We start from the raw sequence: 23,430 nt of genomic DNA on the forward strand, positions 1-23,430 counted from the left end.
TGTCAGTCATCCGTGCGTAGGTACTGGTAGAGGGTTTCCCTACTTATACCGAACTCACGGGCCAACTGGGCCTTCGGCTCACCGGCAGCGGCCCGTTGCCTGACTATGACGGTCTGTTCATCAGATAGGGCTTTCTTGCGGCCTCTGTAAGCGCCGCGCTGCTTGGCCAGGGCGATGCCCTCGCGTTGCCGCTCGCGAATGAGCGCTCGCTCGAACTCGGCGAAGGCTCCCATGACCGACAGCATCAGGTTGGCCATCGGCGAATCTTCACCGGTGAAAACCAAGCCTTCCTTCAAAAACTCGATACGCACGCCGCGCTTGGTCAGCTTTTGCACCAGGCGGCGCAGGTCATCCAGATTGCGGGCCAGGCGATCCATGCTATGCACGACAACGGTGTCACCCTCGCGGACGAAGCCGAGCAAGGCCTCCAGTTGCGGACGCTGGGTGTCTTTGCCAGAGGCCTTGTCGGTGAACAGCTTGTTCACCTCGGCCTGCTCCAGCTGGCGCTCCGGGTTCTGGTCGTAGCTGCTGACCCGGACATAACCGATACGTTGTCCTTGCAAGGGGGTCCCCTCTATTTACGGATGCGAAAGACGCACTGCTCTATTTGCAAATGGCTGATAACGTCACGGAATTAACAATGGGGGGGTAATAAAGTTTCGGGACTAATCACTAACTTTCATACTTGGCAATGTATGAGCTCAAAAATGCCCGCGATGTTAAAATATCAAATTCGCTCCCTGCATCCCGCAAGTACATAAATGCGATCTCAACATTTTCTAGGTTAAGTCGAGGGTCAAAACCGCGTTCTACTACTCGTTGCTGCCACCACTTGACGTTTTTGGGATGCATATTCAACGATATTTGGTAGATAAAAGTGGTTGTGACAGCAGCCTGCATCGTTTGTGTAGGGAAGCTTTTTAGCTGCTTAGCGAGCATTGAAGATCGTTCCTGACCCATTTTTAAGGCCATTTGCTCGATGAGATGAGGCTTGATATTCAGTGCGACACCAATGCTTCGCCCAATAAAACGGACATCGCTCCCACCCCAGCGGACTACGACCAATAATATGGCTATGGCTGCGACTGTAATTAACCACCACATGGATTATCCTCAGGTTTTGAAATTTTTAGATAAGAAATTTATGTGATCAATTCATAAATGTAATTGTGCAACTCTATGAAATCTAAATTCGGTTTACAGACAGGAAATGTACGCGGGACTCTCGTAAAAAAAGTTGCAACTTATAGTTGTCGAGGGTTGAACAATATGTGGATCCTGACGGAGTGAATTCGAGATGGATCAAGATACGATGCATCGCCAAGTTGTCAGTTCTTGATGTAGCAATAATTCCATTTTTGTTTACATGTGTTACTGCGGCTTTTGCGAGAGCGTGCGCGTAACCATTGCCTCTAGCAGCAGGGACGACAAATACCCAACCCAGCTCATAAGGGAATTCCTGCTTCACTAACGGAACCCCAGATGCATTAGCCACCCTCAGACGATACCCATCATGGGGATTCTTCATTGCAGCTACTCCAACCAACTGTCCATCGGTGCGCAGGAAAACTAAGTGTTTGGCAGCCATTACCCTTTTCCGTAGCCCACCAACTGCCACCTCGCACCCTTCCGTAACCAGGCGCATGAAATCATCAATTTCATAGTCCGAGCATTCACAGGGACTCTTCAAATCAATTTGATTCATAAGACTCTCCCCTTGGTACTTCCGCAAGCGCAAAAGTCGAGAATTTTACCGATTGTGTAAGGCTGAAATCTATAACCTTTGCTATCAGGTGTCAACATTATAGTTTCAGGGCCCTAAACTGACGGATTGCTAGAAGGTGCCCTGACGTCAGTTTAGAGTATAGCCCAACCTGACATCACGCTTGACGACACATTATTATTCACTATGATTATATTTAAATCGAAACGAATCAGGACTAACCGCATATGGCAACCACCGCCAAAACCCGATCTGTCACAGCTCACGTTCCGGTTCAGCTGGCGGAAAAAGTCGATTTGATGGCTGAGCGTCTGGAGCGCTCTAAAAACTGGATCGTCAAGCAAGCCCTGTCTGCTTGGATAGACCAGGAAGAAGAGCGTAGTCGCCTGACCCGTGAGGCCTTGGCTGATGTTGACGCTGGACGCGTTATTGATCACCAAGCCGTCCAGGCCTGGGCTGACAGTCTTAGCACCGACACTCCGTTGCCGGTGCCGCGCTGATGGAATTGAAGTGGACAAGCAAGGCGCTTTCCGACATTACCAGGCTATACGAGTTTCTGGCCTTGGCGAATCAACCTGCCGCAGCACGAGTAGTGCAGCAACTCACCACAGCACCTACCACGCTTCTGACTAACCCGCGCATTGGCGAACGCCTAGAGGAGTTCGAGCCAAAGGACGTACGCCGAATTCAGATCGGCCAATACGAGATGCGTTACGAGGTAGCGGATTCAACTATTTACCTGCTGCGCCTGTGGCACACCCGCGAAGACCGATAGAGGAACGGAACACACCAACTGGCGGGCCTACGACTGATCGGAAAACCTTAGCGTACGATTTTTTCCGAATTCTGTAGGCTCCCCTACCTGCCGTTGACCTCCGAAGAAATTGAGGCGGTGCTACCCTGCTTTGGCAATGTGACGCCCAGCGCCGAAGGTGAAAATCCGGTCTACGGTCTTGGCGACCCAAGCACCCGAACAGCCGGGTTTCTGATCAACCCCCCCGAAGGGTTTGAATTGCGCGGTGGCGAGGGGGCGCGGATGCGGATGAACACCATCGGCACCGATGGGAGCAGGACCCTCACTGACACCGTTTTTTTGTAGAAAAAGAGCCATGAAAGGATCGAGCGTCTATGTCTCTACCCAGGAGCTGGAAGCGCTGCACGATGCTGCCAGTTACCTAAGCGCGATCCTTGAGGCTTCATCTGGTGACGCTGAAAATTTGATTGCGGCCAAAGCGGGCCTGCACAGCATCATCGAGAAGGCTCAAAAATCCAGCCGGTCTACTACCCGTAGCACCACCTTGAAGGCGGCATTACGAGCTGCTGAAAACAGTTAGGGAAACGTACATGGATTTATTGAATATCGCCCGTTCCTTCCGCGAGGCGCTTGATGCGCAAAAGCGCGATGGCACGCTACCGCCTCATATGCACAAGTTTCCTGCGTGGTGCTGTGGCGTTACTTCAGAGCTGCTAGGTCATTACTTAAACGCCTCAGGGGTTCGGGCTGAATACGTCTGTGGGACTGGTCATGCTTGGCTAGAGTGCGAAGGCGTTGTGATCGATATCACTAGCGATCAGTTCGAAGGCAGGCCAGCGGTATTCGTTGGTGCCAAAGATGATTGGTATCGGTCACTAGGTGAGTCATCGCGACGCATCGGAACACGCTTAGATAGTCAACATTACGGCGCTGAAAGTGATGTTTTTCGTGAGGTGTTGCGCAGGGCCCAGCTACAGAATCCAGGCACATAGGAAAACGTAGAGGGGGTTGCTCATGGTGACCTTTTTTTTGGTGATGGCGACAGCCAGCGGTTTTAGAAGCGACGAAAGGAAGCCATTGCCATTAAGGGCTTTTGAGAACCGCGCTCAAGCCGAGGAGTGGCAGAACGTTCTGTTCGACTATCACCTAAGCCCGCCTGAAATTCCTTTAGAGGCAGGCTGCGAAATCTGGAACGACTACAAGGCACGGATGAAAGAATGGGAGCGTCGTCATCCTGCAGGAGCTGAAGCCTCCCAATACCAACATTTTGGGGTCTACGAAGTCCCCGTAGGGCTATAGGAAAACGTGACCATGGCACAACTGATGGAGTCGCTACGCTCGACCGCCGCGAAGTGGCGAGCAGGCAACCAGGAACACCGCGAAGGCGTAGTGCTGGTGTGGGACGGCGAGGTTTACGGCTGGAAGAATGAGCTGCGTGATCCGGCCAGCGAGCGCCCAGGTGCGTATGCCGTGGACAAGGCCGGACTGGTCTTCAAGGCCGAGGGCGGCGACGACTACAACGGTGCAAAAGCGTGGGTCGCGGTTGACCCTGACGCGCAATAGGAAAACGTGGCGGCACTACATCTGGTGTCGCTGACCAGCTGATCGAACACAACATGTAGTGGTAGAGGAAAGACATGCAGATCACAGGCAAGATTAAATCTTTGCTTGGATTGGAAGCCAAGGCTCAGCGCAAGCCCGTGGGCCTGCGCGAGTGCGTCAATTGTGCTGCGCTGCTTGAGCCGTCTTTGGACGCTGTTATCAAGGGGGAGCACCGCAGCGATTGTGGGTCCATGTACAAAGTGATTTCAGCATGTGCGGATGCATCATGATTTCTACGTCAGCACTCAACCCACTTCCGTGCCAGAGTTCACCACGTCAGGTAAACTCTAACTTTTTAATAGATGGGTATTCTCATGGTAGAAGATGCAGTTGGACTCACGCCAGGCACGGTTGCCCAGAGGCACTTCGATTTGCTTATGGAAGGCACCAGCATTCGTGGCGAGAAGATTACCAACGCTCTGCGTGATTATTTTGTCAAAGGCTCAACCGCCACTGATGCATGGAAAAATAACGGCCTCAATGCCGGTCAGTTCTACAAGCGATTGAAGGTCATTCAAGCCGAAAGCAACCGCGCTTTTGAGCTGAGTATTTATTACGCAAAGCAATCGCCAGATACGGATAACGCAGCTTGAACCGTACTCCACAGTGTGTCAGCGCCAGCCCCAGAACCAAAGTAAACGTCCATCCCCGTCAAATATGATCGTAAGAATCCTGCTCAGTGAACTGAGGTCTGCAGGGCCTACTTTTTAGTGCGATGTGCCCACAGGGAACGGGGTTTCACAATCGCAATCGGCTTGGATTTCGGCCTCTGCACTAGCTCGCTCAAATGCCAATTTCTGAGCGGCTAAAAGTCTAACCATCACCCCCGCTGGCTTGAGAGACTTAAACAACTCGACGGCCTCATGCTGACCTTTCGTCCAAGCATCCCTCAAAGGGGCAACACCATGAATCAGGCACGGAACGTCTGATCCGGGATATGCAAGCGCGCCCATGTTGTAGGCCCTTTCCAAAAGTGATTCTTCAGTGGTCCCTTCTGCTGGCGCAAACGCAAGACACTCGTAATCCGCCCGAAGATCAATCATCGCACTCACCGCTGGCGTTTCGGGAGCTGTAAGCATGGGAAGTGATTCACAGCCCCATGCCTTTCCACTGAAATATCGCTTTTTGTATTCGGCCATCAGCCACGCGAACGGAGGCCCATTGCTCAACGCAACCTGACGCAGTGACTCGTAGCTAACTTCGCCTGCCCAGTACACCTCCAGATCAGAAGACCAACTCGAATACCAATCATGTTGAACCAGGGCATGGTAGTACTCAGTAATGCTGACCTCGATCATCTTGTTCTCATAGCCGGTCTGCTCCATGTTCAAGGCATGGCCTGCGGAATCAAAGCGTTGGCATCAATGACCCGAAGGGCCCGTGTCTCACAGCAGTGCAATGCGGCAGCGCATTGTGGAACCAGGTCGTCGCACATCATTAATTTTCCAACCTTCACAATGAAGTCCTAAGCAGTAACCAGTGGAGGAAGCAGAACCCGCCGAGCAGTTTGCACCGTATAATGATACGTAGTATCACGCAACTGGAGCTATTTGTACCGTTCAACAAAGGGCCAATGCTTCAGATATTCACAGGGCTATTGCCTCAATACTCACCGCCTTTCTAAACCTTACTCATGCCCTGTTTTTAGATCAAAGCCATGGCTTTGGGGCTTGCGAGCAAGCCGGGCGGGACCGTTCTACATTCTTCGCCCTCCCCCATCCCCCTTCAAACCCACGACTCCATCTCTAGCCCTTGGCCATTACCTTTGAGCGCTTCAGGTTGCACGTTAAAAATATGCGCCATAGAATATTATGAAACATTGTAGAATTGCGCTTTCTGCAGCATCAACTGATCACCCTCATTCAAGGTGACCTGAAAGCTTTTGTGCTCACCAGGAGCGCAGCGCGAAATGCTCTTTACCTGCTGGCATGGTGACCAATGATCTATTCGTCCAAACAATTCAAAAAAACGCTGCCCAAGACCATCAGGGCGCGGCTGGCGCGGATCTGTGCATGTCTCTTTCTGACTCCTTTTGTTCTCGCAATCGCGTACGTGCTTGTCACTTGCTTTATCGCGGGCTTTTGGATGCTTGCGGGGCTTATTGGTGATCCGGCACTGCTGACTCCATACGCATTTTGTGCTTTCACCTTCCTAGCACTCTGGATCAACTGGGAAGTTCGCCTCAATCGCAAACTTTATAAAAAGTACATGCGCGAGCAATCAATTGAAGCATTGGAGTCGGTTGTGCTTGCGCCCGTGGGGAGCTTCACAAAGTCAGATCGAAAAATAGCAGCTGATGTGATCCATGCAGCACCGGCAGAGATGCCTTTCACGCAGGCCTGACGATCTACTGGTCAGCTACTGGATTGAAGGTTCTGTGAGGCTACTTTCACTTGATTCTCAAACCAATCATTACCGCCATGGGAACCCGAGTGAAGATTTCAATCATCACCAAAATTGAGCCTCATGAGCCAAGCGTACCCGGACACCTCGACCCCGGCCTTGGTAATGACATCTGTGAATTCAAGGTCGCTTTGCCGCCCTATCCGTCGGGCGACTTAATGAGCCACCTCTTGAGCGAGGAGTGTGACGAGTGGGTGCTTACTCACTACGACGCAGCTACTGGTTTTGGAACGTTTATATCAATCGATTTTGACGGGCCTAGCGCAGGCACAGATGTTGATCTTTCAAGTTTGACCCTCCCACCAGCGCCTTGCGAAATGAGGTACCTCAGGGAGCCAGGTCATGAAATTTGATTGCAGGACTTCAATCGCAAAACTTGCAAGCAAAGCACCTTTGAAAAATCTCTGGTCGCAGTTGGCCTTGGACGAAGAAGGGCCTCAAACAGAAATATTCCTTTTAAGGTATTTATAAGTTTCAATTTATACCTTTTAAGGTATATTTAGAGCCCTCATAAGTAACTGTTCAAACAGATCCCTCTCTTAACCCCGTCTCGTTCGGGGCTTTGTCAGTCAGCATGACCATTTCTTGGATGTAAATTTATTCGGTAAATAGCTAATAAAAACAGAGAGTTATTTCTATTTTTTGCGCAGAAGTAATTTGTAATCTAAGGTTGATTATTGTTTACCTGTCAGGTGTGTAAACAATGAACCCTTATAGAATTAAGCTTGTGCGATTCGATGGCGGCGAGCGGTTTCCCGTCCTTTGTACTCGGCAAGATGGTATGCCCGTACACAGTGCCACGCTTTGGGTACTGATAGAGTTAAGAACGGCTAACTTGTCAACGAGCACTCTCTATCAGGCACTTCGCTCGCTGATGGTGCTGTTCATTGTTCTGGATGAACTAAAAATAGATTTATGCGCCCGGTTGCGTGAAGGCCAGCTTCTAACTGTAGGAGATATAGAAGCTATCGTTGGGGCGTGTAAGTTGCCAATCTCAGCTGGCGATGAAGAACGATGTGGAAATGGTGTATTTGCATGGTCATGTTATACGAGTGACTCAAATTCGCAAAAAATTAATCCCGCCACTATTGCCATACGCCTTTTATACATTGCCCGATACCTTGACTGGATTGCTACCGATTACTTACTAAAAGCAGGGGTTGGACACCCACATTTCTCTAATTTAGAAAAATTACGGGAGCGGGTGTCTACATCCATAAAGGCTCGCATCCCTTCTGTACACCGTTTTTCAAATGTAACGCCTCGCGAGGGTTTATCTGAGCAAATGTTATCGCTTCTGCAACAGGTGGTTGATCCAACGTTTGGGCAAAATCCGTGGTCGCATGAATATGTTCGGCAGCGAAACTACTTAATGATTCGCTGGCTATTATTCTTGGGAGTACGGCGAGGTGAATTGCTGGGTGTGAAAATTTCGGATATTAATTTTCAGACCAATGAAGTTTTAATTGCCAGGAGGGCAGATGATCCTGCGGATCCTCGCTTGAGACAACCCAATGCCAAAACGAGTGGTCGATTATTAGCACTTGACGTAGAGTTGGCGGCGCTCACTCGAACTTATGTAATGTCCATTCGTCGAAATATTACAGGCGCGCGTAAGCATGAATATCTTTGGGTGGCCGGTGGGTCGGGCAAACCGCTGAGTCTTGCGGGACTCAATAAAGTGTTCATCACTCTACGGCAACACTGCCCGGAATTGCCGGAAAATCTCTGTCCCCATCTCCTTCGTCATACCTGGAATGATCTTTTTTCGGAAGAGATTGATAGAAACGAAGTTTCGTCGACCGTGGAGCAAAAACTGCGATCGCGACTGATGGGGTGGTCCGAGACATCCGGAATGGCGACTGTATATAACCAGCGCCACATCAAGAAAAAAGCCACCGCTGTGTCCTTACAAATGCAAAAGCAATTGCGTATGGAGGCTCATCGGGATGAGTAAAAGTGCAGAGATAGACTTCGTAATGACAGAAAGTGATGTCTGTCCTTCACTTCCCTTGGTAGTTCGGAGCAAAAGCGGAATTGTGTTTGACCCTAACCAGCCTCTTTGGTCGTATCGGGACGGTGTGGATTCGGTTTATATAAATTTTTCTGCGCTGAATTTTTCCGTCGTGCTCTTGGCTTCGGTCCGCCTTACGTTGATATGGTTTGCCGAAAATAGGGCGCCGGGTACCTTGATGGGGCATTTTATAGGTTTGAAAGCATTTGCCTTGCGATTGCAGGAGGGTCGAGTTGAACCTTTGGAATTTATCGGCGGAAATGACGTATTGATACATTGCGACGCCAACGCCTTTCGAACACGCAATCTCTTTGCTTTTTTACGCCGATGGCATGCAATGGGCCTGCCGGGGATTCAAGATGATGTGGCGTACGTCCTAGACAGGAAAAAACTTCGAAAACGAGAAACGGGGGTTGCCGTGTTGACGTGGGATCCCGTATTGGGCCCCTTCACGCCAATTGAGCAAGTGGGCATTCAAGATGCCTTGAATGACGCTTATGCCTCAGGGCAGTTGAGTGAGGAAATTTACCTGCTGGCATTGTTGTTCATTGCGTTAGGTTCCCGCCCTATTCAGTTGGCAGCCTTGAAGGTTTGTGATGTCGTGCGCTCTGTGGCTGCGGATGGAACAGAGTCTTTTCTTTTGCTCATTCCGCGTGCGAAGCAACAAAACCCACTGCTCCGTCAGGAACTCAAGCCCAGGGCGCTAGTGAATCAAATTGGCCGCCCCTTGTTTGATTATGCTCAGCGCGTTAGTGAGCGCTTTATTGGAGAGTTTCCAGACACCCAGCAGGCGCCCCTGTTTCCTTTACCCCTGCAGTTACAGTATTTGGCGAGTGGGCCAGGATGGGGAAGGTTCCATCGCACCAGCGAGAATTTACGGAAAATGTTGGTGTCTGCGTTGGACAAACTTTCCGTTCGATCTGAGCGCACAGGGACTGTGATTAATATCTGTGCCCTACGCTTTCGGCGCACCTTAGGGACAAATCTTGCTCGTGAAGGTCATGGGGTGTTGGTTATTGCGGACTTGCTTGATCATTCGCGTACCGACTCTGCGGGGGTCTATGTCGCCGCCACACCAGAACTTGCGATGCGGATTGAAAAGGCGACTGCGCTGTACATGGCGCCACTGGCTCAAGCCTTTAAAGGTCAATTGATAGCTCATGAGGGTAATGCTGTTCGTGGTGCAGACCCTTCTAGCCGCATCATTGATCTGCGTATCGATCAAAGCGCACGGCCAATGGGCTCTTGTGGAAGCTTCAGTTTCTGCGGATTGAATGCTCCCGTGGCCTGTTACACCTGCCAATGTTTTCAACCTTGGTTGGACGGGCCGCATGAGGCGGTCCTGGATTTCTTGCTAGAGGATGCTAAACGCTATTCGGATGGGCGTATTGCGGCAATCAATGATCGAACGATGCTCGCCGTGGCAGAGGTGGTCCAATTATGCCGTAGCAGAAAGGAGCAGGGTCATGGACGATAGGGTCATCCTGTTCAAGCCCCGAGCAGAGCACGCGGCTGAAGATAACCTAAGGGATTTCATTACCCTCGCCAGAGATTCTCTGACGGCTTTTGGTAGTGGGTTGATTTTTGATGCAGACAGTTGGGATGTCACCAATTATGTCCGATTGAAACGACGAAACTCTTGCTCAAGTATCCGATTTCATGGATTCCCTAGTGGGCGAGGGCAAAGGGATTCTTGTTGCTTACCTCAGCCTTACAAAGACTTTGCCAAAGCTTACTGCCGTTATGATTATGCGTTGTGTCCCTATACCACCGTCAGCTCCCGATTGGCCGCGCTCCGTTCTCTGGCTGTAGCTTTGGAGGAAACAGAGGATTGTGTCACGCCAATCAAAGCCGGTCTGAGGCATTTTAATCGCGCATGCGCGATACTTAATGAGCGTTATCAAACCTCCGCCGCTTTTTTTGCCGGTGTAGAACTCAAGCGTATTTCGCAGTTTCTTGTCGAACATCAGCTCTGCACTGTGCCAATCCAATGGCAAAACCCGCTTCGAGCGCCAACGAGTTTTGAGCGCCGCGTTGGGCCTGAGTTTGATGCTTCGCGTCAAGCTCGTCTGCCCTCGTCGGCCTCATTAGAGGCGATTGCCGAAATCTTCGGAGCCGCCGAAAAACCTGGCGACATCTTCACCTCCTGTGTGTGTGCGTTGTTGGCGTCGGCGCCAAGTCGCATTAATGAGGTGCTATCCATTTCAATACAATGCGAAGTGGAGGAGTTCGATCCAAAAACGAAGCAACAACTGTATGGATTGCGCTGGCGGCCTTCAAAGGGTGGAAAGGCGCAAGTCAAATGGGTGGTGCAATCCATGGCCAGTGTTGCTCGAGAGGCGGTGAGTAAACTCAGGAGCATTTCTACGCCCGCGCGTGACGTAGCACGGTGGTACGAGCAACATCCTGATGCCATTTATTTATCAGCGGAATTGGAGACTCTTCGGGGGAGGACGCTAGTAAGTTCAGAAGAGGTGAGTGCGATTGTTTTTCTCACTCCACCGCCCAATGGCAATCATGCCAAGCGTGGGGCACGGTGGTGCAGGAAGCATGGGATTGTTGAACACATTCCTTATGAGCCTCAGCGAAAAAATGCCCCGAGATTTCTGTTCGCGGACATTGAACGAGTGATCATTTCGATGCTGCCAACTAACTTCCCGATGGCGGACCAGAACAACAACCTGAAATACAGTGAAGGGCTTTGCTTGACGCGCGTTAATGAATTAACCGAGGCGTGGGCAACGTACCGAGGGGTAATCGTCTTACCAGACACCAGTTATATTCAGAAGCAATTGTCCAGTGCGCGAAGGGCCCTCAATATTTTTGATCGCTTCGGATATCGTGAATTAGATGGCAGCCCAATGAAAATCACGACGCATCAATTTCGCCATTTTTTAAATACCGTGGCGCAGATGGGCGGATTATCGCAACTCGACATCGCCAAGTGGAGCGGTCGCGCCAAGGTTGGACAGAACAGGTGCTATGACCACCAATCCGACAGGGATGTGCTGGCACTCGCCAGGTCCGCTTTAGGTGATCCAGAAAAGTCGGCCGGGCATATCGCGAGTATTCCACCCAGTAGTTTGATTGCACGGGATCAGTTTGCGGCACTGAAGATCGTGACCGCCCATACTACGGACCTGGGATATTGCCTGCACGATTTTTCCATGCTGCCTTGTCAGCTCTATCGAGATTGCCTCAATTGTGATGAGCATGTGTGCATTAAAGGCGATGTGGTCCGAGAGCAGGCTATACGTCAGCATCGTGTGGAAATCCAGGTCCTCCTCGCGAAAGCCTTAGAAGCGCTGGACGAGGAGGCGTTTGGTGCCAACCGTTGGGTCGAACACCAGACGCTGACCCTAAAACGTTTGGATGAACTGTGTGACATTTTTGAGGACTCTTCCGTTGCCGCGAACGCAATTATTCAGCCGCGCGGGGTTGTACCTGCGTCAAGATTGGAACAGTTACTGGCCCATCATCAAATTGTAAAAACGCGTGAACTTCAAGGTCCAGCCATTGAAGATCCAAATGTGCCACGCATAGAGTCTGAGGACCTGTGATGTCTCGTTCGAGAAATCTTACCCCTGGTGCTATAGAGCAGATCGTGTCTATCCTTGATGGCTGGTCTGGAAAGTTGACTTGGGATCTGCTGATCCAAAGCGTCGCTCGCCGTTTGCGGGGGACCTACACGCGTCAGGCGCTTCATAAGCATGAACGGATTAGGAGTGCGTTCACTTTACGTAAAAAAACACTCTCTATTTCGGTTGGGAAGAAGAAGGCCATAAGCCCAGAGTTTCAAGCGACAAACGAGCGAATCGCACGTTTGGAAGGCGAGAATCAACGCCTGCAAATGGAGAATGATCGACTGCTCGAACAATTTGTGCGGTGGGCCTACAACGCTTACAGCCGGGGTTTGGATGAACAGTTCCTATGCCGCCCACTACCCGCCATCAATCGACAGCAAACACCATAGTGGATGGCAGGCGCTCATGCTGGGCTTAGATCACGCCTGTTGCTGCGACTGCCCTCTGTAGCTTCAGGGAGCTTGGGATTCGTATTTTTGTTTGTGGAGCATGCTATGTCTGTCGGCTACTACTTGGCTTGCCTCGAAACCCAGCGATATGTCTGGATCGGAACGCTTGGTGACATAACATCAGCCGTCGGCGTCGACGCTGACCTTGTATCGAGTTTTTGTCTAGTGCATCGCGGTAAGACACTAATCGTGGTCAGCGAATCGCACCAAGTCGTTGGGGAGGGCCACGAATGGGCGCTTTGACTTCCAAGCATTCCACTGGCGACGGCTTCAAAGCGCGGTTGTGCCCAGAAAACCGTCATCGATTACGAATGTCAGTTTTTGGTCGATTGTGTTGAAAAAGTCGGTACTTCCAGACTGCCCGCGTACTTACTGCTCAAAATGCCTTTTTTGCACGCAGCTACGCGAAATCTAAGCCCGGAATCCTCTGCACAAGGTAAAGATTTCAATCTCAAGCGCTTACTTTTCTGCCGTGGAAACCATGGCCGACTTTTTCAACAGAATCGGTCGATAGCCGTAAGTAAAGAAATGTTGTCTTTACGGCTATATTCACCACTTAAAGGAAACATTTCTTTTCCTTAGCGTTGCTATAGAAAAACCGATTTAGCGTTTTTTCACACTCAGGGCTAAGAGTTGCAGCACGCCTCGACGGCGCGGGCGACCGTGGTGTAATCAAGTGGGGTCATTGGTCGCTCACACGATTTCAATACACGTGTAAAAACCGGCCCGGATATGCTGGTGGAATAGCAGGCTAGGGATAATCGGATGAGCAACAAGACCGCATGGGAGAAGGCAGCTGAGGCAGAGGGCACGACCGATTCGGAGCGTGCCCTAGCGCGGCTCGCCCGCAAGGCGTTTCTGAGTCTGTGGAGCTACCCGAACGTTCACAGCGACGAAGGAAGATCTAGCGGCAAAGGTGATGGCAAGGAGCTGGTAGACCTGCTGGTAGTCTTTGGCAACGACGTGCTGCTGTTCTCCGACAAGCACTGCGCGTTTCAGTCGGACGTGGACATCAAGGTTGCTTGGCCGCGTTGGTATAAACGAGCAGTCGAGAAGTCAACAAGGCAACTTGTAGGGGCCGAAAATTTCCTGCGTCGTTTCCGAGGCCGCGTGTTCGTCGATAAGTCATGTCAGACCGAGTTACCCGTTGAACTCCCGAACCCAAGCTTAGCCCGCTACTTCCTGATTGCCGTCACGCGAGGCGGCCATGAGGCAGCAGCTCGGTACTTCGGCGGTGGAAGCAGCGGCAGCTTGATGCTCAACAGCATGCTTGAGGGCAACGCCCACTACGAACACCCTTTCGAAGTCGGCTTCCCACTGAAAGGCCGCCGCTTCGTCCACGTCCTTGATGAGGTGACAGTCGACGCCCTCTTAGAGGAACTGGACACCGTCCCGGACCTTGTCGACTACCTAGTCTGCAAGGAGCGCTATTTCAGCGCGAACGGCGTCGTAATGCACGTTGCCGGTGAAGAGGAATTGCTTGCGCAGTACATGTGCACGATGGAGAACGGTCGGCACACCTTGCCTAAAGTGCCACCTGGCACTGGTGCCGTCACCCTCTTGGAGGGCGATTGGCAGTTCTACCGCTCAAGCCCTCAACGAGCGGCCAAGCGCGTGGCCGATCAGGGCAGCTACATGTGGGATGCACTCATTGAGTACCAAGCATCCTTCGTTCGTGCAGGGACAGCGATTGGGCTTCCCGAGATCCCCCCTGAGACCGTCGACCACGAGCGAATCCTGCGTGCCTTCGCATCAGAGCCCCGACTGGCAAGGCGTGATCTCGCCAACCAATTCCGCCTCGCGCTCTCGAAGAGCGAGCCCGGCAAGAAGTTCGCTCGCATGATCCTGAGCGGTGACACCATGTCCCGTGGGTACGTATTCCTAACTGTTCCAAAGCCAGCGAATGTTGACTACCAGGATTACCGGGAGATGCGCTCGGCTGTACTGCTCGCATACTGCCACGGCATCAAGCTGCGCTTTCCCTGCGCGACCGAAGCGATTGGTATTGCATCCGAGCCCTTTTCCGAGAAAGTAGCTTCGCAAGATTTTTTGTACGTCGACCTTGCTCACGAGCTGAGCCCAGAGGAGTCAGTCCATTGGAAGGGCGTAATGGAGGAACTCGACGTCCTGCAGACACCGAGCAAGGATGTGCAGTACTTCGGCGGAGGAGATCACGAATTCCCGATGCCGTTCAACTTTGGTGGCCCCAAGTTCTACGAGTACGGTTCTGGCACCCCAATGAACCGAGCTGAGCGTCGCAAAATGGCGAAAGAAGCTCGGAAAGAAGCCAAGAAGGCGAACAAGAAAAAGCGCTAGACGCCGAGGTTCAGGCGATAGCAGTGCGAAAGCGAGCCTTCTGTGGGGGTGGCTGTAAGCAACCTTTAATACCTGAGGTTCATTGGGTGGGTAATTGCACGGACTTGCCCACCCATTTGCATTCGACCTGACCAGTCATTTGCATCGGATTTGACCAGCACGATTCGTGGACATGACCGGCAGAGAACGACCCTATGCTGCCCTTCAGTGCGTCGTTCCCGCCGGCCTTTCTGCCGCAAAAGCGACCCTGTATCGAGGATCCTCGCCCTTCAACTCCGAAGATAGGAACCCGTTGCGGGTACGCTAATCAATGTCTTCCAACTAAGAGCGCGAAGTAGAAATCATAGATAAGCCTCTGGCCCCCTTAGTGAGCCATCGATTCGTCGTCTGGCCGATCTCTAGGCGCTTGGCTTTGGGGCACCAGACCGCGCCCAGCGCCATAGCCTTCTGGCCATCGTTCTCCAGATGGCAGGACTTGTCGCAGTAGATGTTGAAGGTTTCGCTCATCACGCCACCGCCTGCTCAACCAGAGTGCTGGCCAGTTGTTCGTTCAGTTCGCGGGCCTGGGATAGGCGGATTTCCAGTTGGTCGCAGAGGGCCATAAGTTGATCGACTTTGTTGACGATGCGGTGTTGTTCGGCTAGAGGCGGCCAAGAAAACAAGAACTCAACTACCTGGGATTGGTTAATGAACGGCTGGTCTGATCCTTGCAGGCTCTCATTCAATTTGCCAATGAATAAATGAGACTGCAGATAGTAATAAAAAAATTTAGCCTCTACGGATGAGTCGTAAAAGTTAAATCTTCCAACTCTCTGATACAAAATTGCAGGGAGGTCTTTTTCAGAGATAATGCAAACCTTCATCCTGCCATTAAGTAACGGCCTGTTAAGTGCTATCAGTACATCTCCTTCTTTGAGTGCAAGCTCTGGATAGTCATTGAGATAATTTTCCGGAAGGAAATTTTCAATTTGCCACTTTGTATGCCCAAGGCTTACATTCGCTATTTGAAAAAGTCTAGCGCCACTAAGCGAGTACTCCTGCGCTTTAAAGCCTTTTCCTGATGTTAAAGATAATATTTCCCCGAGACGGACCCACGTCCATTTCTCTGGCAGTACAAACGGTTTTTCCTCTTCAACAATTTCAGCCTGCGCTTTCTGCCTCTTGATCTTGCCTTCCGCTACCAGTCGCGCCTTTTCCTCAACAATCCGCTTGAGCAGCTCACTGGCCGGTTCATCGCTGGGATCTTGCGGCACCAACTTGCCCATCACGGCCAGTTGCAATAGGGTTTGTTTGAGGGCGACGATGCTGGGTTCGGTGGTGAACAGGGCGTGGAAGTGTTCGGCCAGGCGTTGCCAGTTGGTGGCGAAGTCATCTGCGTCGCAAGCTTGGGTCAGGCTGTCGAGCAGCGCTTGTACGAGTTGGGTATGGGCGCTTTCGGCGTCGGCCTGCTGAGCTTCCAGGCGGTCGCAGAGTGCCATCAACTCATCAACTTTGGCTACGATTCGGTATTGTTCTGCAAGTGGAGGAATAGCAAACAACAAGGGGCGTAGTTTTGCCAATGACACGTTAGCAATGTTTGTGGTCTGGCTCGCACTATCTATTAAGGCACTTCGAGCATGAGGTGTGCGCAGTAGTGCCATCACAAATCGAGGTTCAATCAACACCGGGCGTAGGACACCGAGAAAGCCACCAAATGTTGTTGGCTGATCAAGTGTTGAACCAATCATGGCAACTTTTCCGACTAGTTCCCGGCTGTTTGCCATGGACATAACAATGTCATACGGCTGGACGTACTGATCAGGTCGAGAGATAAAACTCTCGCGGATGTACAGCAGATCATCCCATTCAATTTCGTTTTGCACGTTTGCAGTCCGCAGACATGCAACACGCCCGTGCTCTGGTTCTCTCGATTTCTCGTTGGCTGGGAAAGTAATTCCACGAACAATCTCAACGACCTGGCCAAGTGAAGCAACGTCCCACGTCGATGGTATTGGGTAAGAAATTTCGGCTACGGCGTCATCTACAGTCTTACCTTTCTTGATCTTCCCTTCAGCCACCAACCGCGCCTTTTCCTCAACAATCCGCTTGAGCAGCTCACTGGCCGGTTCATCGCTGGGATCTTGCGGCACCAACTTGCCGCGTACCGCCAATTCCAGGATCAGCTCTCGCAGCTTTTTGATGCCATTGGGTGCGCCAGCCAGCAGCGGCAGATTCTCGGTCAGCAACGCTGTCATACCTGGCGCTCCAGTGCTTTGGCCAGCACGGCCCTAAGCTGGTCGCGCAGGTCGCTGATTCCACCTTGCAGGGCGGCATAGCTGCGTAGCAGTTCGCCTGGGTCATGGCTAATTTGCTCGCCGATATGTGGGTTTTTGCAGTCGAGGTTCCAGTTGCGCGCCTGCAGCTCTTCGACACTGACCTGCCAAGCGAATTCGTTCTCCACCCGTGCGGCAAAGCCGTCGGTCTCGTTGCCCCACCAGGCTTCTTCTGCGCTAAATTCTTCGATACGCATGGGCCGGGTCTTAGAGTAGTTTTTCACTCCGGCCGGGTACTGATGCTCGTAGAACCACACTTTTTTGGTCGGAGTACCTTTAGTGAAGAACAGCAGGTTGGTTTTGATACTGGTGTAGGGGTTGAACACGCCGCTGGGGAGGCGAACGATGGTGTGCAGATTGCACTCGGTCAGCAGCTTTTCCTTGATGCGGCTCTTGATACCTTCGCCGAACAGGAAGCCGTCAGGCAGCACCACGGCGGCGCGGCCGCCGTCTTTAAGCAGGTGCATGATCAGCACCAGGAACAAATCGGCGGTTTCACGGGTACGGAAGGCGGCGGGGAAGTTGGTTTCGATGCCGTCTTCTTCCATGCCCCCGAACGGCGGGTTGGCAACTATGCAGTGCACGCGCTCACTCGGCCCCCAGCTGATCAGCGGTTTACTCAAGGTGTTGTCGTGACGGATCTGGCTGGGCACCTCGATGCCGTGCAGGATCATGTTGGTAGTGGCCAGCAGGTGCGGCAGCGGCTTCTTTTCAACGCCGAAGATGCTGGCCTGCAGGATGCGTTCGTCCTCGGCGGTTTTTACATAGCGGCTGCGCTTGCGCTCGATCGCGCAGGTAAGGAAGCCGCCGGTGCCGCAGGCCGGGTCCATAACTTTCTCGTCCAATTTTGGATCGACCATACGCACCATGAATTCGGTGACCGGGCGCGGTGTGTAGAACTCGCCAGCGTTGCCGGCATTCTGCAGGTCGCGCAGCAGTTGCTCGTAGAGGTTGCCGAATTCGTGGCGCTCCTGGGCCTTGTTGAAGTCCACACCTTGCTGAATTTTGTTGATCACCTGACGCAGCAGCTGGCCCGACTTCATGTAGTTGTAGGCGTCTTCAAACACGCTACGGACTACGAAGGCTGAAGGTGTGTTGCTGTACTCATGCAAGTTCTGCAACTGGGGAAAGAGGTTGTTGTCGATAAAGTTCTTCAACTCATCGCCGGTCATCCCTTCCGGGTCGGCAGCCCAGGTGCGCCAGCGGCAACTCTCGGGGATGGGCGAGTGGTAGTTATCGTCCATGAGCTCCCATTCCTGCTCGCGGTCATCGAATATCTTCAGGAATAGCAGCCAGACAAGTTGGCCGATACGCTGAGCGTCGCCGTCGACACCAACGTCTTTGCGCATGATGTCCTGGATGGATTTGATGGTGGAGCTGATCGACATAACAAGTACTCGGGAGGCGCGGCAAAGCGGACGATTGTAAAGGGATTGGCTGCTGATAGGTTACCCAGCTGCACGGCTAATCCACTTGCGGGGCAATGCGGGTTAACTGGCGTAAAGTTCGTCTTCCAGTTCATGGATGGCCTGGTTGTAACCGGCCTTGCCACCAAATGCCTTAACCAGTTCGAGGGGGGCACCGATCTGGATGAAAGGGTCGAGCTGGAGGATTTTGATGTCCTCGATATGCTCAACACCGGTATCGGCGTATTTATCTAACAACGCCTCCAGCACTTGCCGAGCCGCGCCGGAATACTTGGCAAAGTAATTGCGCTTTTTCACCTGCTCAGCACGCTCCTTGCGCGATAAGGCAGGTTGGTCGAAGGCGACATGGCAGACAAGGTCAAACGGATCGAGGGGCTTACCCTGCTTCTTTTCCACTTCCTCTGCCAGGGCTTCCCACATCACACCTTGTGCGGCCATCTCGTCGATGATGGCCTTCTTCTGCTCGGCATCACTCCAGCGGCGCAGGAAGTCATCCAGCGAGGCGAACTGTTTTTGTACGCAGGTGCGGGTGTAGTCGTGCAGCGACTCAGTGATCAGGTGGCCATCTGGTCCGTAGTACTGCACACGCTCGGCAATGACGTAGATCGGGATGCTGTCGATAACGTATTTGATGCGCTTCTTGCCGTCATCGTCGCCTGTGAACTCCAGGTCATCAGCCTCGGCATTGTTGCCGGAACTGATGCCATCGTCCTCCATCAGGTCATCGGGTGGCACGGGCGGTACGCCGCCTTCGGGGGTGTAGATCACCACCGGATCGCCGTCGAAGGCTGGGTCGGCAAACAGCTCGGTAGCCTTCTTGAAGTCCATGATGGTGAACCAGTATTTACCGAAGTCCTCGTTTATGCGTGTGCCGCGCCCGATAATCTGCTTGAACTCGGTCATCGACTTGATGTGCTGGTCGAGTACGATCAGTTTGCAGGTCTGCGCATCGACGCCGGTGGTCATCAGCTTGCTGGTGGTTGCGATGACTGGGTAGCGCTCTTCCGGGTTGATGAAGTTATCCAGCTCGGCTTTGCCTTCCTGATCATCGCCGGTAATACGCATGACGTATTTGCGGTTCTCTGCAATGCGCTCCGGGTTAAGGTTGACTAGGCTCTGGCGCATGCGCTCTGCGTGGTTGATATCGTCGCAGAAGATGATGGTCTTCTGGAACGGATCCGTGGCCTTGAGGAACTCGGTAACTTTCAATGCAACCAGTTGGGTGCGCGCTTCAATTACCAAGGTGCGGTCCATATCCTTGAGGTTGTAGATGCGGTCTTCGATCAGCTCGCCATTCTTATCGAGCATGCCTTTGGGCGGACGCCATCCCTGAAGGTCTTTGTCGAAGTCGATACGCACCACCTTATAAGGTGCGAGGAAGCCATCTTCGATACCCTGCTTAAGGGTGTAGGTGTACACCGGTTCACCGAAGTAAGTGATGCTGGAAACCTCTTTGGTTTCCTTCGGTGTGGCGGTGAGGCCGACGTGGGTGGCGCTGGAGAAGTAATCGAGAATTTCGCGCCATGCGGAATCCTCGGCGGCACTGCCACGGTGGCATTCGTCAATCACAATCAGATCGAAGAAGTCGCGAGAGAACTGCTTGTAGATGTTCATCTCCTCTTCAGTGCCTGTCACGGCCTGATAAAGCGACAGGTAGATCTCATAGGAGGTGTCGATCTGACGCCTGGCGATCTTGGTCATCGCCCGGCCGAACGGTTTGAAGTCGTTGTTCTTGGTTTGATCGACCAGGATGTTGCGGTCGGCGAGAAACAGAATGCGTTTCTTCTGTTTGGATTTCCAGAGCCGCCAGATGATCTGGAAGGCAGTGTAGGTCTTGCCGGTGCCGGTGGCCATAACTAGCAGCGCGCGATTCTGCCCACGTGCCACGGCTTCGACCGTGCGGTTGATGGCGTTCATTTGGTAGTAGCGAGGCATACGCCCGGAGCCGTCGTCGTAATAGGGTGCTTCGATCTTGTGCTGAACTTGGTCGTTCAAGCCCTTCCACTGGCAGTATCGCTGCCAGAGTTCGTCAGGACTGGGGAACTGGTCGAGGCTGAGTTCGGTTTCTACTTGGCTGCCTGTGCCACTGCGGTCATGAAACAGAAAGCCATCGCCATTGCTGGAGAACACGAATGGCACATCCAACGTCTCCGCGTAACCCAGAGCCTGCTGCATACCGGAGCCGACGGAGTGCTTGTTGTCTTTCGCCTCGATCACGGCGATAGGCAGATTGGCTTGGTGGTAGAGGATGAAGTCTGCGCGGCGTGCTTCTCCACGGCTGTGTAGTTTGCCCCGGACGATGATGCGGCCCTTGGTAAAGCTGACTTCCTCGCGCACCTGCTTATGCATGTCCCAGCCAGATTGCTGGATGGCAGGTGCGATGTACTTGCTGCAGATGTCTCGCTCGGTAAGCGACTTTTTGTCCATGCTCTGATTCCCTTTCAAGCCGGCATGGTCGCTCCATCCCAGCACTGCTGATCTTACTTGGCAGGCACAAATGTACCTTGATTTGCGTTGCCAACGTGAGCAGCGGCTAATTCCCGAGTTGGGCACGGTTAAGTGGGACATCTAGCGACGGCTTGTGGCCGTTCTCTGCCGATCATGGTTACAACGCGTGTTGGTCAAATCCGATGCAATCGCTGGTCAGGACGAATGCAAGTGACTGGTCGGGTCGAATGCAAACGGGTGGTCAAGTGGAGCGCAATTTCGCATTGGGTACAGACGAACGGCCGCTTCACGCCCTGAGGAAGTCAGTCAACCTAAATCAAGGCTCTTGAGAAGCGGTGACCAACGCACCTTGTAGCCATGATTGGTAGATCGCGACGGCGGTCCCCCGTACCTTAAGTTTTTCATTGCTTGGATATGGCCTGAGGCAAATTATGAATTTTTGCATAATTGCGCATAAAACTAGTTTTCTAGTTTATTTGGCCAGCTAATACGCGCAGATGGACAAAAAAACTCACCATATACGCTGACAGCAGAAGGTGAGGTTGATGAAATGCAAGAGACGAGATGCAAAACGGGTTTCATGGCAATTCACTTGGAATCAAATGCTGAGCCAGCACAGGCTGGGTGGCTCAGCAAAGTTTGACTACTGACTCGCTCGCAGGTCCTTGATCAGCGCTTTGTAGATTTCGACCTGTTGCTTCAGGTATTTATTCAACTCATCGCGTGTCATTGCGAAGTGCCCGGCGCTGTCACCCAATACGGCCTGCGCGATCGCACTGTTTTGTCCATGCTGCTCTATCGAGCACCTGGGAATGCCAACTGCAGCAGCGGCCCTGGAGTTTCGCCAAGAGCTGCAAGAATCAAAATCGGCCTCATCAAAACGAGTTCAACCTTATTTTTGCCTGTTTTAGGCGAAAGCTGCCAAGCTCTCCGTCAGTTCCAGCGTATGTAGTCAGCGGATAACCGTTTGAATTCGGTGCTAGTCGCGCAGCCGGGGTTTGCGTCGATGTGCTCGATAAGATAGGTCATGCACTCGATCAGCCGCTCATTGATGATATTTGTGCGGGCGGCTTCCAATGCCTGCTTCGCTTGAGTTCGACAGACCGAGCGACCGAGCTGGCCCGAAATCTCGTAGTGGGTGAACGCAGCCAGGATGTGCGGCGCGAATTTGTCGCCGCAAAGTTTCAGGATCGCGTCGTAATAGCGCTTTCCGCCAGGCGAGACGCCATCGTTAAAGGACACCCCTCGACCGATACGACACAGCAGGACCGTCTTGAAAAGGCGTGCCGCCAGATTGTCAAAAATCGAGTTTTGATCTGGTACGTACGACCACAAATTGGCAGCTACAGGAGCTTCGTGATGGAAGTTATCCCAGCCGTTGTGCTTGTCGAGTAGCTCCGTGATCAGCGTATCTACGATGACAAGCCGTTCGGAGGCAGAGCGGTAGGCATTGCCACCCACCAGCGTAAAGAACTGGTTTCCGAGCGCGTATTTGTCCTTGTAGAGATTGGTGTTGTAGCCCTCCAACACGATCCCGAGTCGATATCGTGGTTCGTCGGGACATGTATTCCAAAGCGCAGGCACCAAGGTAGCGATATTCTTGCGTACGCCCTGATCAGTATCCGGTGCTACGTAGATGCCAAACACGGTTCGTAGCAGGTTTCCGCATAGATGGCTCGGCAGTTCCGTGAAGCGGCGCTCAATGGTTTGCTTCGTGGCTTGGTCGATCGGGTCCGTATGTCCCTTGAGGTTTGCGATAAACGCTTGGACTTGAAGGGCTGCCTCGGTTGGGCGATCGTGCAATACATCCTGCACGCACGTCTGCAACCAACCCATTAGCTCGAAGGCATTGATGTTGTAATTCGTCGGGTGGGATATGCCGATATCGTTTCGCATATCCAAAATGTGCTTGAGCTTCTTGTAGGTGGTGTCGGAGATCAGCTCCAACTTGCGGCAGGTATCGAGAAGCACTGCATCCTTGAGAGCAGCGAGATCGTCTTCAGTCTTGTAAAACTCGCGCGTCTTGCTCCCGCCAACGGCAGCATCGAAAAAAATATCGAGACCGTAGAGTGCCGCCTTCTTGCGGAGGTCGATGACGACCTCGTTCCAGATTGCGTTCAGCGCATAATCGAAGAGGCCAGAGCCGGCGCCTATCACAAACTTAGAAAGGTAGCGCGCGTCGCGCTTCACCTCGGCCGGCAAAGATTGCAGGTAGCTGGGAAGGTTGTTTGCAATGATCGACCGTTCGGACGGTTCGGCCATAATGTTTTCGTGAGGAAGGCCCACGTCGCGCAAGAAATCCACCAGGCGCTGAGCCTGCGGATCGATAAGGCTGTTTAAGCCTTGGGTAGTTATAACGGTGCTCATCGATTCAGTCCAATCCGTAAGTTAAGCGTTC

General features: G+C 52.4%; 22 protein-coding genes. 14 read left to right on the plus strand and 8 right to left on the minus strand.

Annotated elements, in window-relative coordinates:
* Positions 1–2: 2 nt before the first annotated feature.
* The 3 genes from VSQ83_RS26140 to VSQ83_RS26150 all read right to left on the minus strand — a co-directional run bounded on the left by VSQ83_RS26140 (position 3) and on the right by VSQ83_RS26150 (position 1,705).
* Entirely contained in the window at positions 3–563 is a 561-nt protein-coding gene (locus tag VSQ83_RS26140) for a recombinase family protein (protein ID WP_065348730.1), read from the minus strand.
* A gap of 109 nt (positions 564–672) precedes the next feature.
* Complete coding sequence (locus tag VSQ83_RS26145; RefSeq protein WP_065348729.1) at positions 673–1,104, minus strand: DUF1198 family protein; 432 nt, start codon at positions 1,102–1,104, stop codon at positions 673–675.
* Between the two features lie 82 nt (positions 1,105–1,186).
* On the minus strand, positions 1,187–1,705 hold the full coding sequence (locus tag VSQ83_RS26150) for a GNAT family N-acetyltransferase (protein ID WP_083188299.1): 519 nt from the start codon (positions 1,703–1,705) through the stop codon (positions 1,187–1,189).
* 245 nt (positions 1,706–1,950) lie between these two features.
* On the opposite strand from VSQ83_RS26150, the gene VSQ83_RS26155 reads away from it, so the two are divergent.
* The 8 genes from VSQ83_RS26155 to VSQ83_RS26190 all read left to right on the plus strand — a co-directional run bounded on the left by VSQ83_RS26155 (position 1,951) and on the right by VSQ83_RS26190 (position 4,672).
* Positions 1,951–2,223: a CopG family ribbon-helix-helix protein gene (locus tag VSQ83_RS26155; protein WP_015060662.1), complete on the plus strand. Its 273-nt coding sequence runs from the start codon at positions 1,951–1,953 to the stop codon at positions 2,221–2,223.
* Entirely contained in the window at positions 2,223–2,498 is a 276-nt protein-coding gene (locus tag VSQ83_RS26160) for a type II toxin-antitoxin system RelE/ParE family toxin (RefSeq protein WP_057425920.1), read from the plus strand. Before VSQ83_RS26155 ends, VSQ83_RS26160 begins: the two co-directional genes overlap by 1 nt.
* A gap of 334 nt (positions 2,499–2,832) precedes the next feature.
* Positions 2,833–3,057, plus strand: coding sequence for a hypothetical protein (locus VSQ83_RS26165; RefSeq protein WP_169872929.1), 225 nt, complete (start codon positions 2,833–2,835; stop codon positions 3,055–3,057).
* A 10-nt stretch (positions 3,058–3,067) separates the two neighbouring features.
* A complete protein-coding gene (locus VSQ83_RS26170; protein WP_169872930.1) occupies positions 3,068–3,469 on the plus strand; it encodes a hypothetical protein in 402 nt (133 codons plus the stop codon).
* 22 nt (positions 3,470–3,491) lie between these two features.
* Positions 3,492–3,776, plus strand: a complete 285-nt coding sequence (locus VSQ83_RS26175) for a hypothetical protein (RefSeq protein ID WP_169872931.1) — start codon at positions 3,492–3,494, stop codon at positions 3,774–3,776.
* A 12-nt stretch (positions 3,777–3,788) separates the two neighbouring features.
* Positions 3,789–4,040: an antirestriction protein ArdR gene (locus VSQ83_RS26180; protein WP_169873076.1), complete on the plus strand. Its 252-nt coding sequence runs from the start codon at positions 3,789–3,791 to the stop codon at positions 4,038–4,040.
* 74 nt (positions 4,041–4,114) lie between these two features.
* On the plus strand, positions 4,115–4,309 hold the full coding sequence (locus tag VSQ83_RS26185) for a hypothetical protein (RefSeq protein ID WP_169872932.1): 195 nt from the start codon (positions 4,115–4,117) through the stop codon (positions 4,307–4,309).
* A gap of 84 nt (positions 4,310–4,393) precedes the next feature.
* Positions 4,394–4,672: a PapB/FocB family fimbrial expression transcriptional regulator gene (locus VSQ83_RS26190; protein WP_169872933.1), complete on the plus strand. Its 279-nt coding sequence runs from the start codon at positions 4,394–4,396 to the stop codon at positions 4,670–4,672.
* Between the two features lie 114 nt (positions 4,673–4,786).
* On the opposite strand, the gene VSQ83_RS26195 is transcribed toward VSQ83_RS26190, so the two are convergent.
* The gene (locus VSQ83_RS26195) at positions 4,787–5,404 is read right to left on the minus strand and encodes a hypothetical protein (RefSeq protein ID WP_169872934.1); all 618 of its coding nucleotides are present in this window, start codon (positions 5,402–5,404) and stop codon (positions 4,787–4,789) included.
* Between the two features lie 613 nt (positions 5,405–6,017).
* On the opposite strand from VSQ83_RS26195, the gene VSQ83_RS26200 reads away from it, so the two are divergent.
* The 6 genes from VSQ83_RS26200 to VSQ83_RS26225 all read left to right on the plus strand — a co-directional run bounded on the left by VSQ83_RS26200 (position 6,018) and on the right by VSQ83_RS26225 (position 14,845).
* The gene (locus VSQ83_RS26200; protein WP_169872935.1) at positions 6,018–6,422 is read left to right on the plus strand and encodes a hypothetical protein; all 405 of its coding nucleotides are present in this window, start codon (positions 6,018–6,020) and stop codon (positions 6,420–6,422) included.
* A 763-nt stretch (positions 6,423–7,185) separates the two neighbouring features.
* Positions 7,186–8,439: a site-specific integrase gene (locus tag VSQ83_RS26205; protein ID WP_326427914.1), complete on the plus strand. Its 1,254-nt coding sequence runs from the start codon at positions 7,186–7,188 to the stop codon at positions 8,437–8,439.
* A complete protein-coding gene (locus VSQ83_RS26210) occupies positions 8,432–9,973 on the plus strand; it encodes a site-specific integrase (protein WP_326427915.1) in 1,542 nt (513 codons plus the stop codon). Before VSQ83_RS26205 ends, VSQ83_RS26210 begins: the two co-directional genes overlap by 8 nt.
* A complete protein-coding gene (locus VSQ83_RS26215; protein ID WP_326427916.1) occupies positions 9,963–12,056 on the plus strand; it encodes an integrase in 2,094 nt (697 codons plus the stop codon). Before VSQ83_RS26210 ends, VSQ83_RS26215 begins: the two co-directional genes overlap by 11 nt.
* Positions 12,057–12,100: 44 nt before the next feature.
* Complete coding sequence (locus VSQ83_RS26220) at positions 12,101–12,469, plus strand: hypothetical protein (RefSeq protein ID WP_326427917.1); 369 nt, start codon at positions 12,101–12,103, stop codon at positions 12,467–12,469.
* An 825-nt stretch (positions 12,470–13,294) separates the two neighbouring features.
* The gene (locus VSQ83_RS26225) at positions 13,295–14,845 is read left to right on the plus strand and encodes a hypothetical protein (protein ID WP_326427918.1); all 1,551 of its coding nucleotides are present in this window, start codon (positions 13,295–13,297) and stop codon (positions 14,843–14,845) included.
* Positions 14,846–15,351: 506 nt separating this feature from the next.
* On the opposite strand, the gene VSQ83_RS26230 is transcribed toward VSQ83_RS26225, so the two are convergent.
* The 4 genes from VSQ83_RS26230 to VSQ83_RS26245 all read right to left on the minus strand — a co-directional run bounded on the left by VSQ83_RS26230 (position 15,352) and on the right by VSQ83_RS26245 (position 23,399).
* The gene (locus VSQ83_RS26230) at positions 15,352–17,079 is read right to left on the minus strand and encodes a restriction endonuclease subunit S (protein WP_028622364.1); all 1,728 of its coding nucleotides are present in this window, start codon (positions 17,077–17,079) and stop codon (positions 15,352–15,354) included.
* A complete protein-coding gene (locus VSQ83_RS26235; protein WP_028622365.1) occupies positions 17,076–18,545 on the minus strand; it encodes a type I restriction-modification system subunit M in 1,470 nt (489 codons plus the stop codon). The genes VSQ83_RS26230 and VSQ83_RS26235 overlap by 4 nt, the downstream gene beginning before the upstream one ends.
* Positions 18,546–18,647: 102 nt before the next feature.
* Positions 18,648–21,011, minus strand: a complete 2,364-nt coding sequence (hsdR, locus tag VSQ83_RS26240) for an EcoAI/FtnUII family type I restriction enzme subunit R (protein WP_028622366.1) — start codon at positions 21,009–21,011, stop codon at positions 18,648–18,650.
* Positions 21,012–21,965: 954 nt separating this feature from the next.
* Positions 21,966–23,399, minus strand: coding sequence for a hypothetical protein (locus tag VSQ83_RS26245; protein WP_326427919.1), 1,434 nt, complete (start codon positions 23,397–23,399; stop codon positions 21,966–21,968).
* Positions 23,400–23,430: the final 31 nt, after the last annotated feature.

The organism is Pseudomonas sp. DSV-1 (genome assembly GCF_035830915.1).
Taxonomy (GTDB): Bacteria; Pseudomonadota; Gammaproteobacteria; order Pseudomonadales; family Pseudomonadaceae; genus Aquipseudomonas.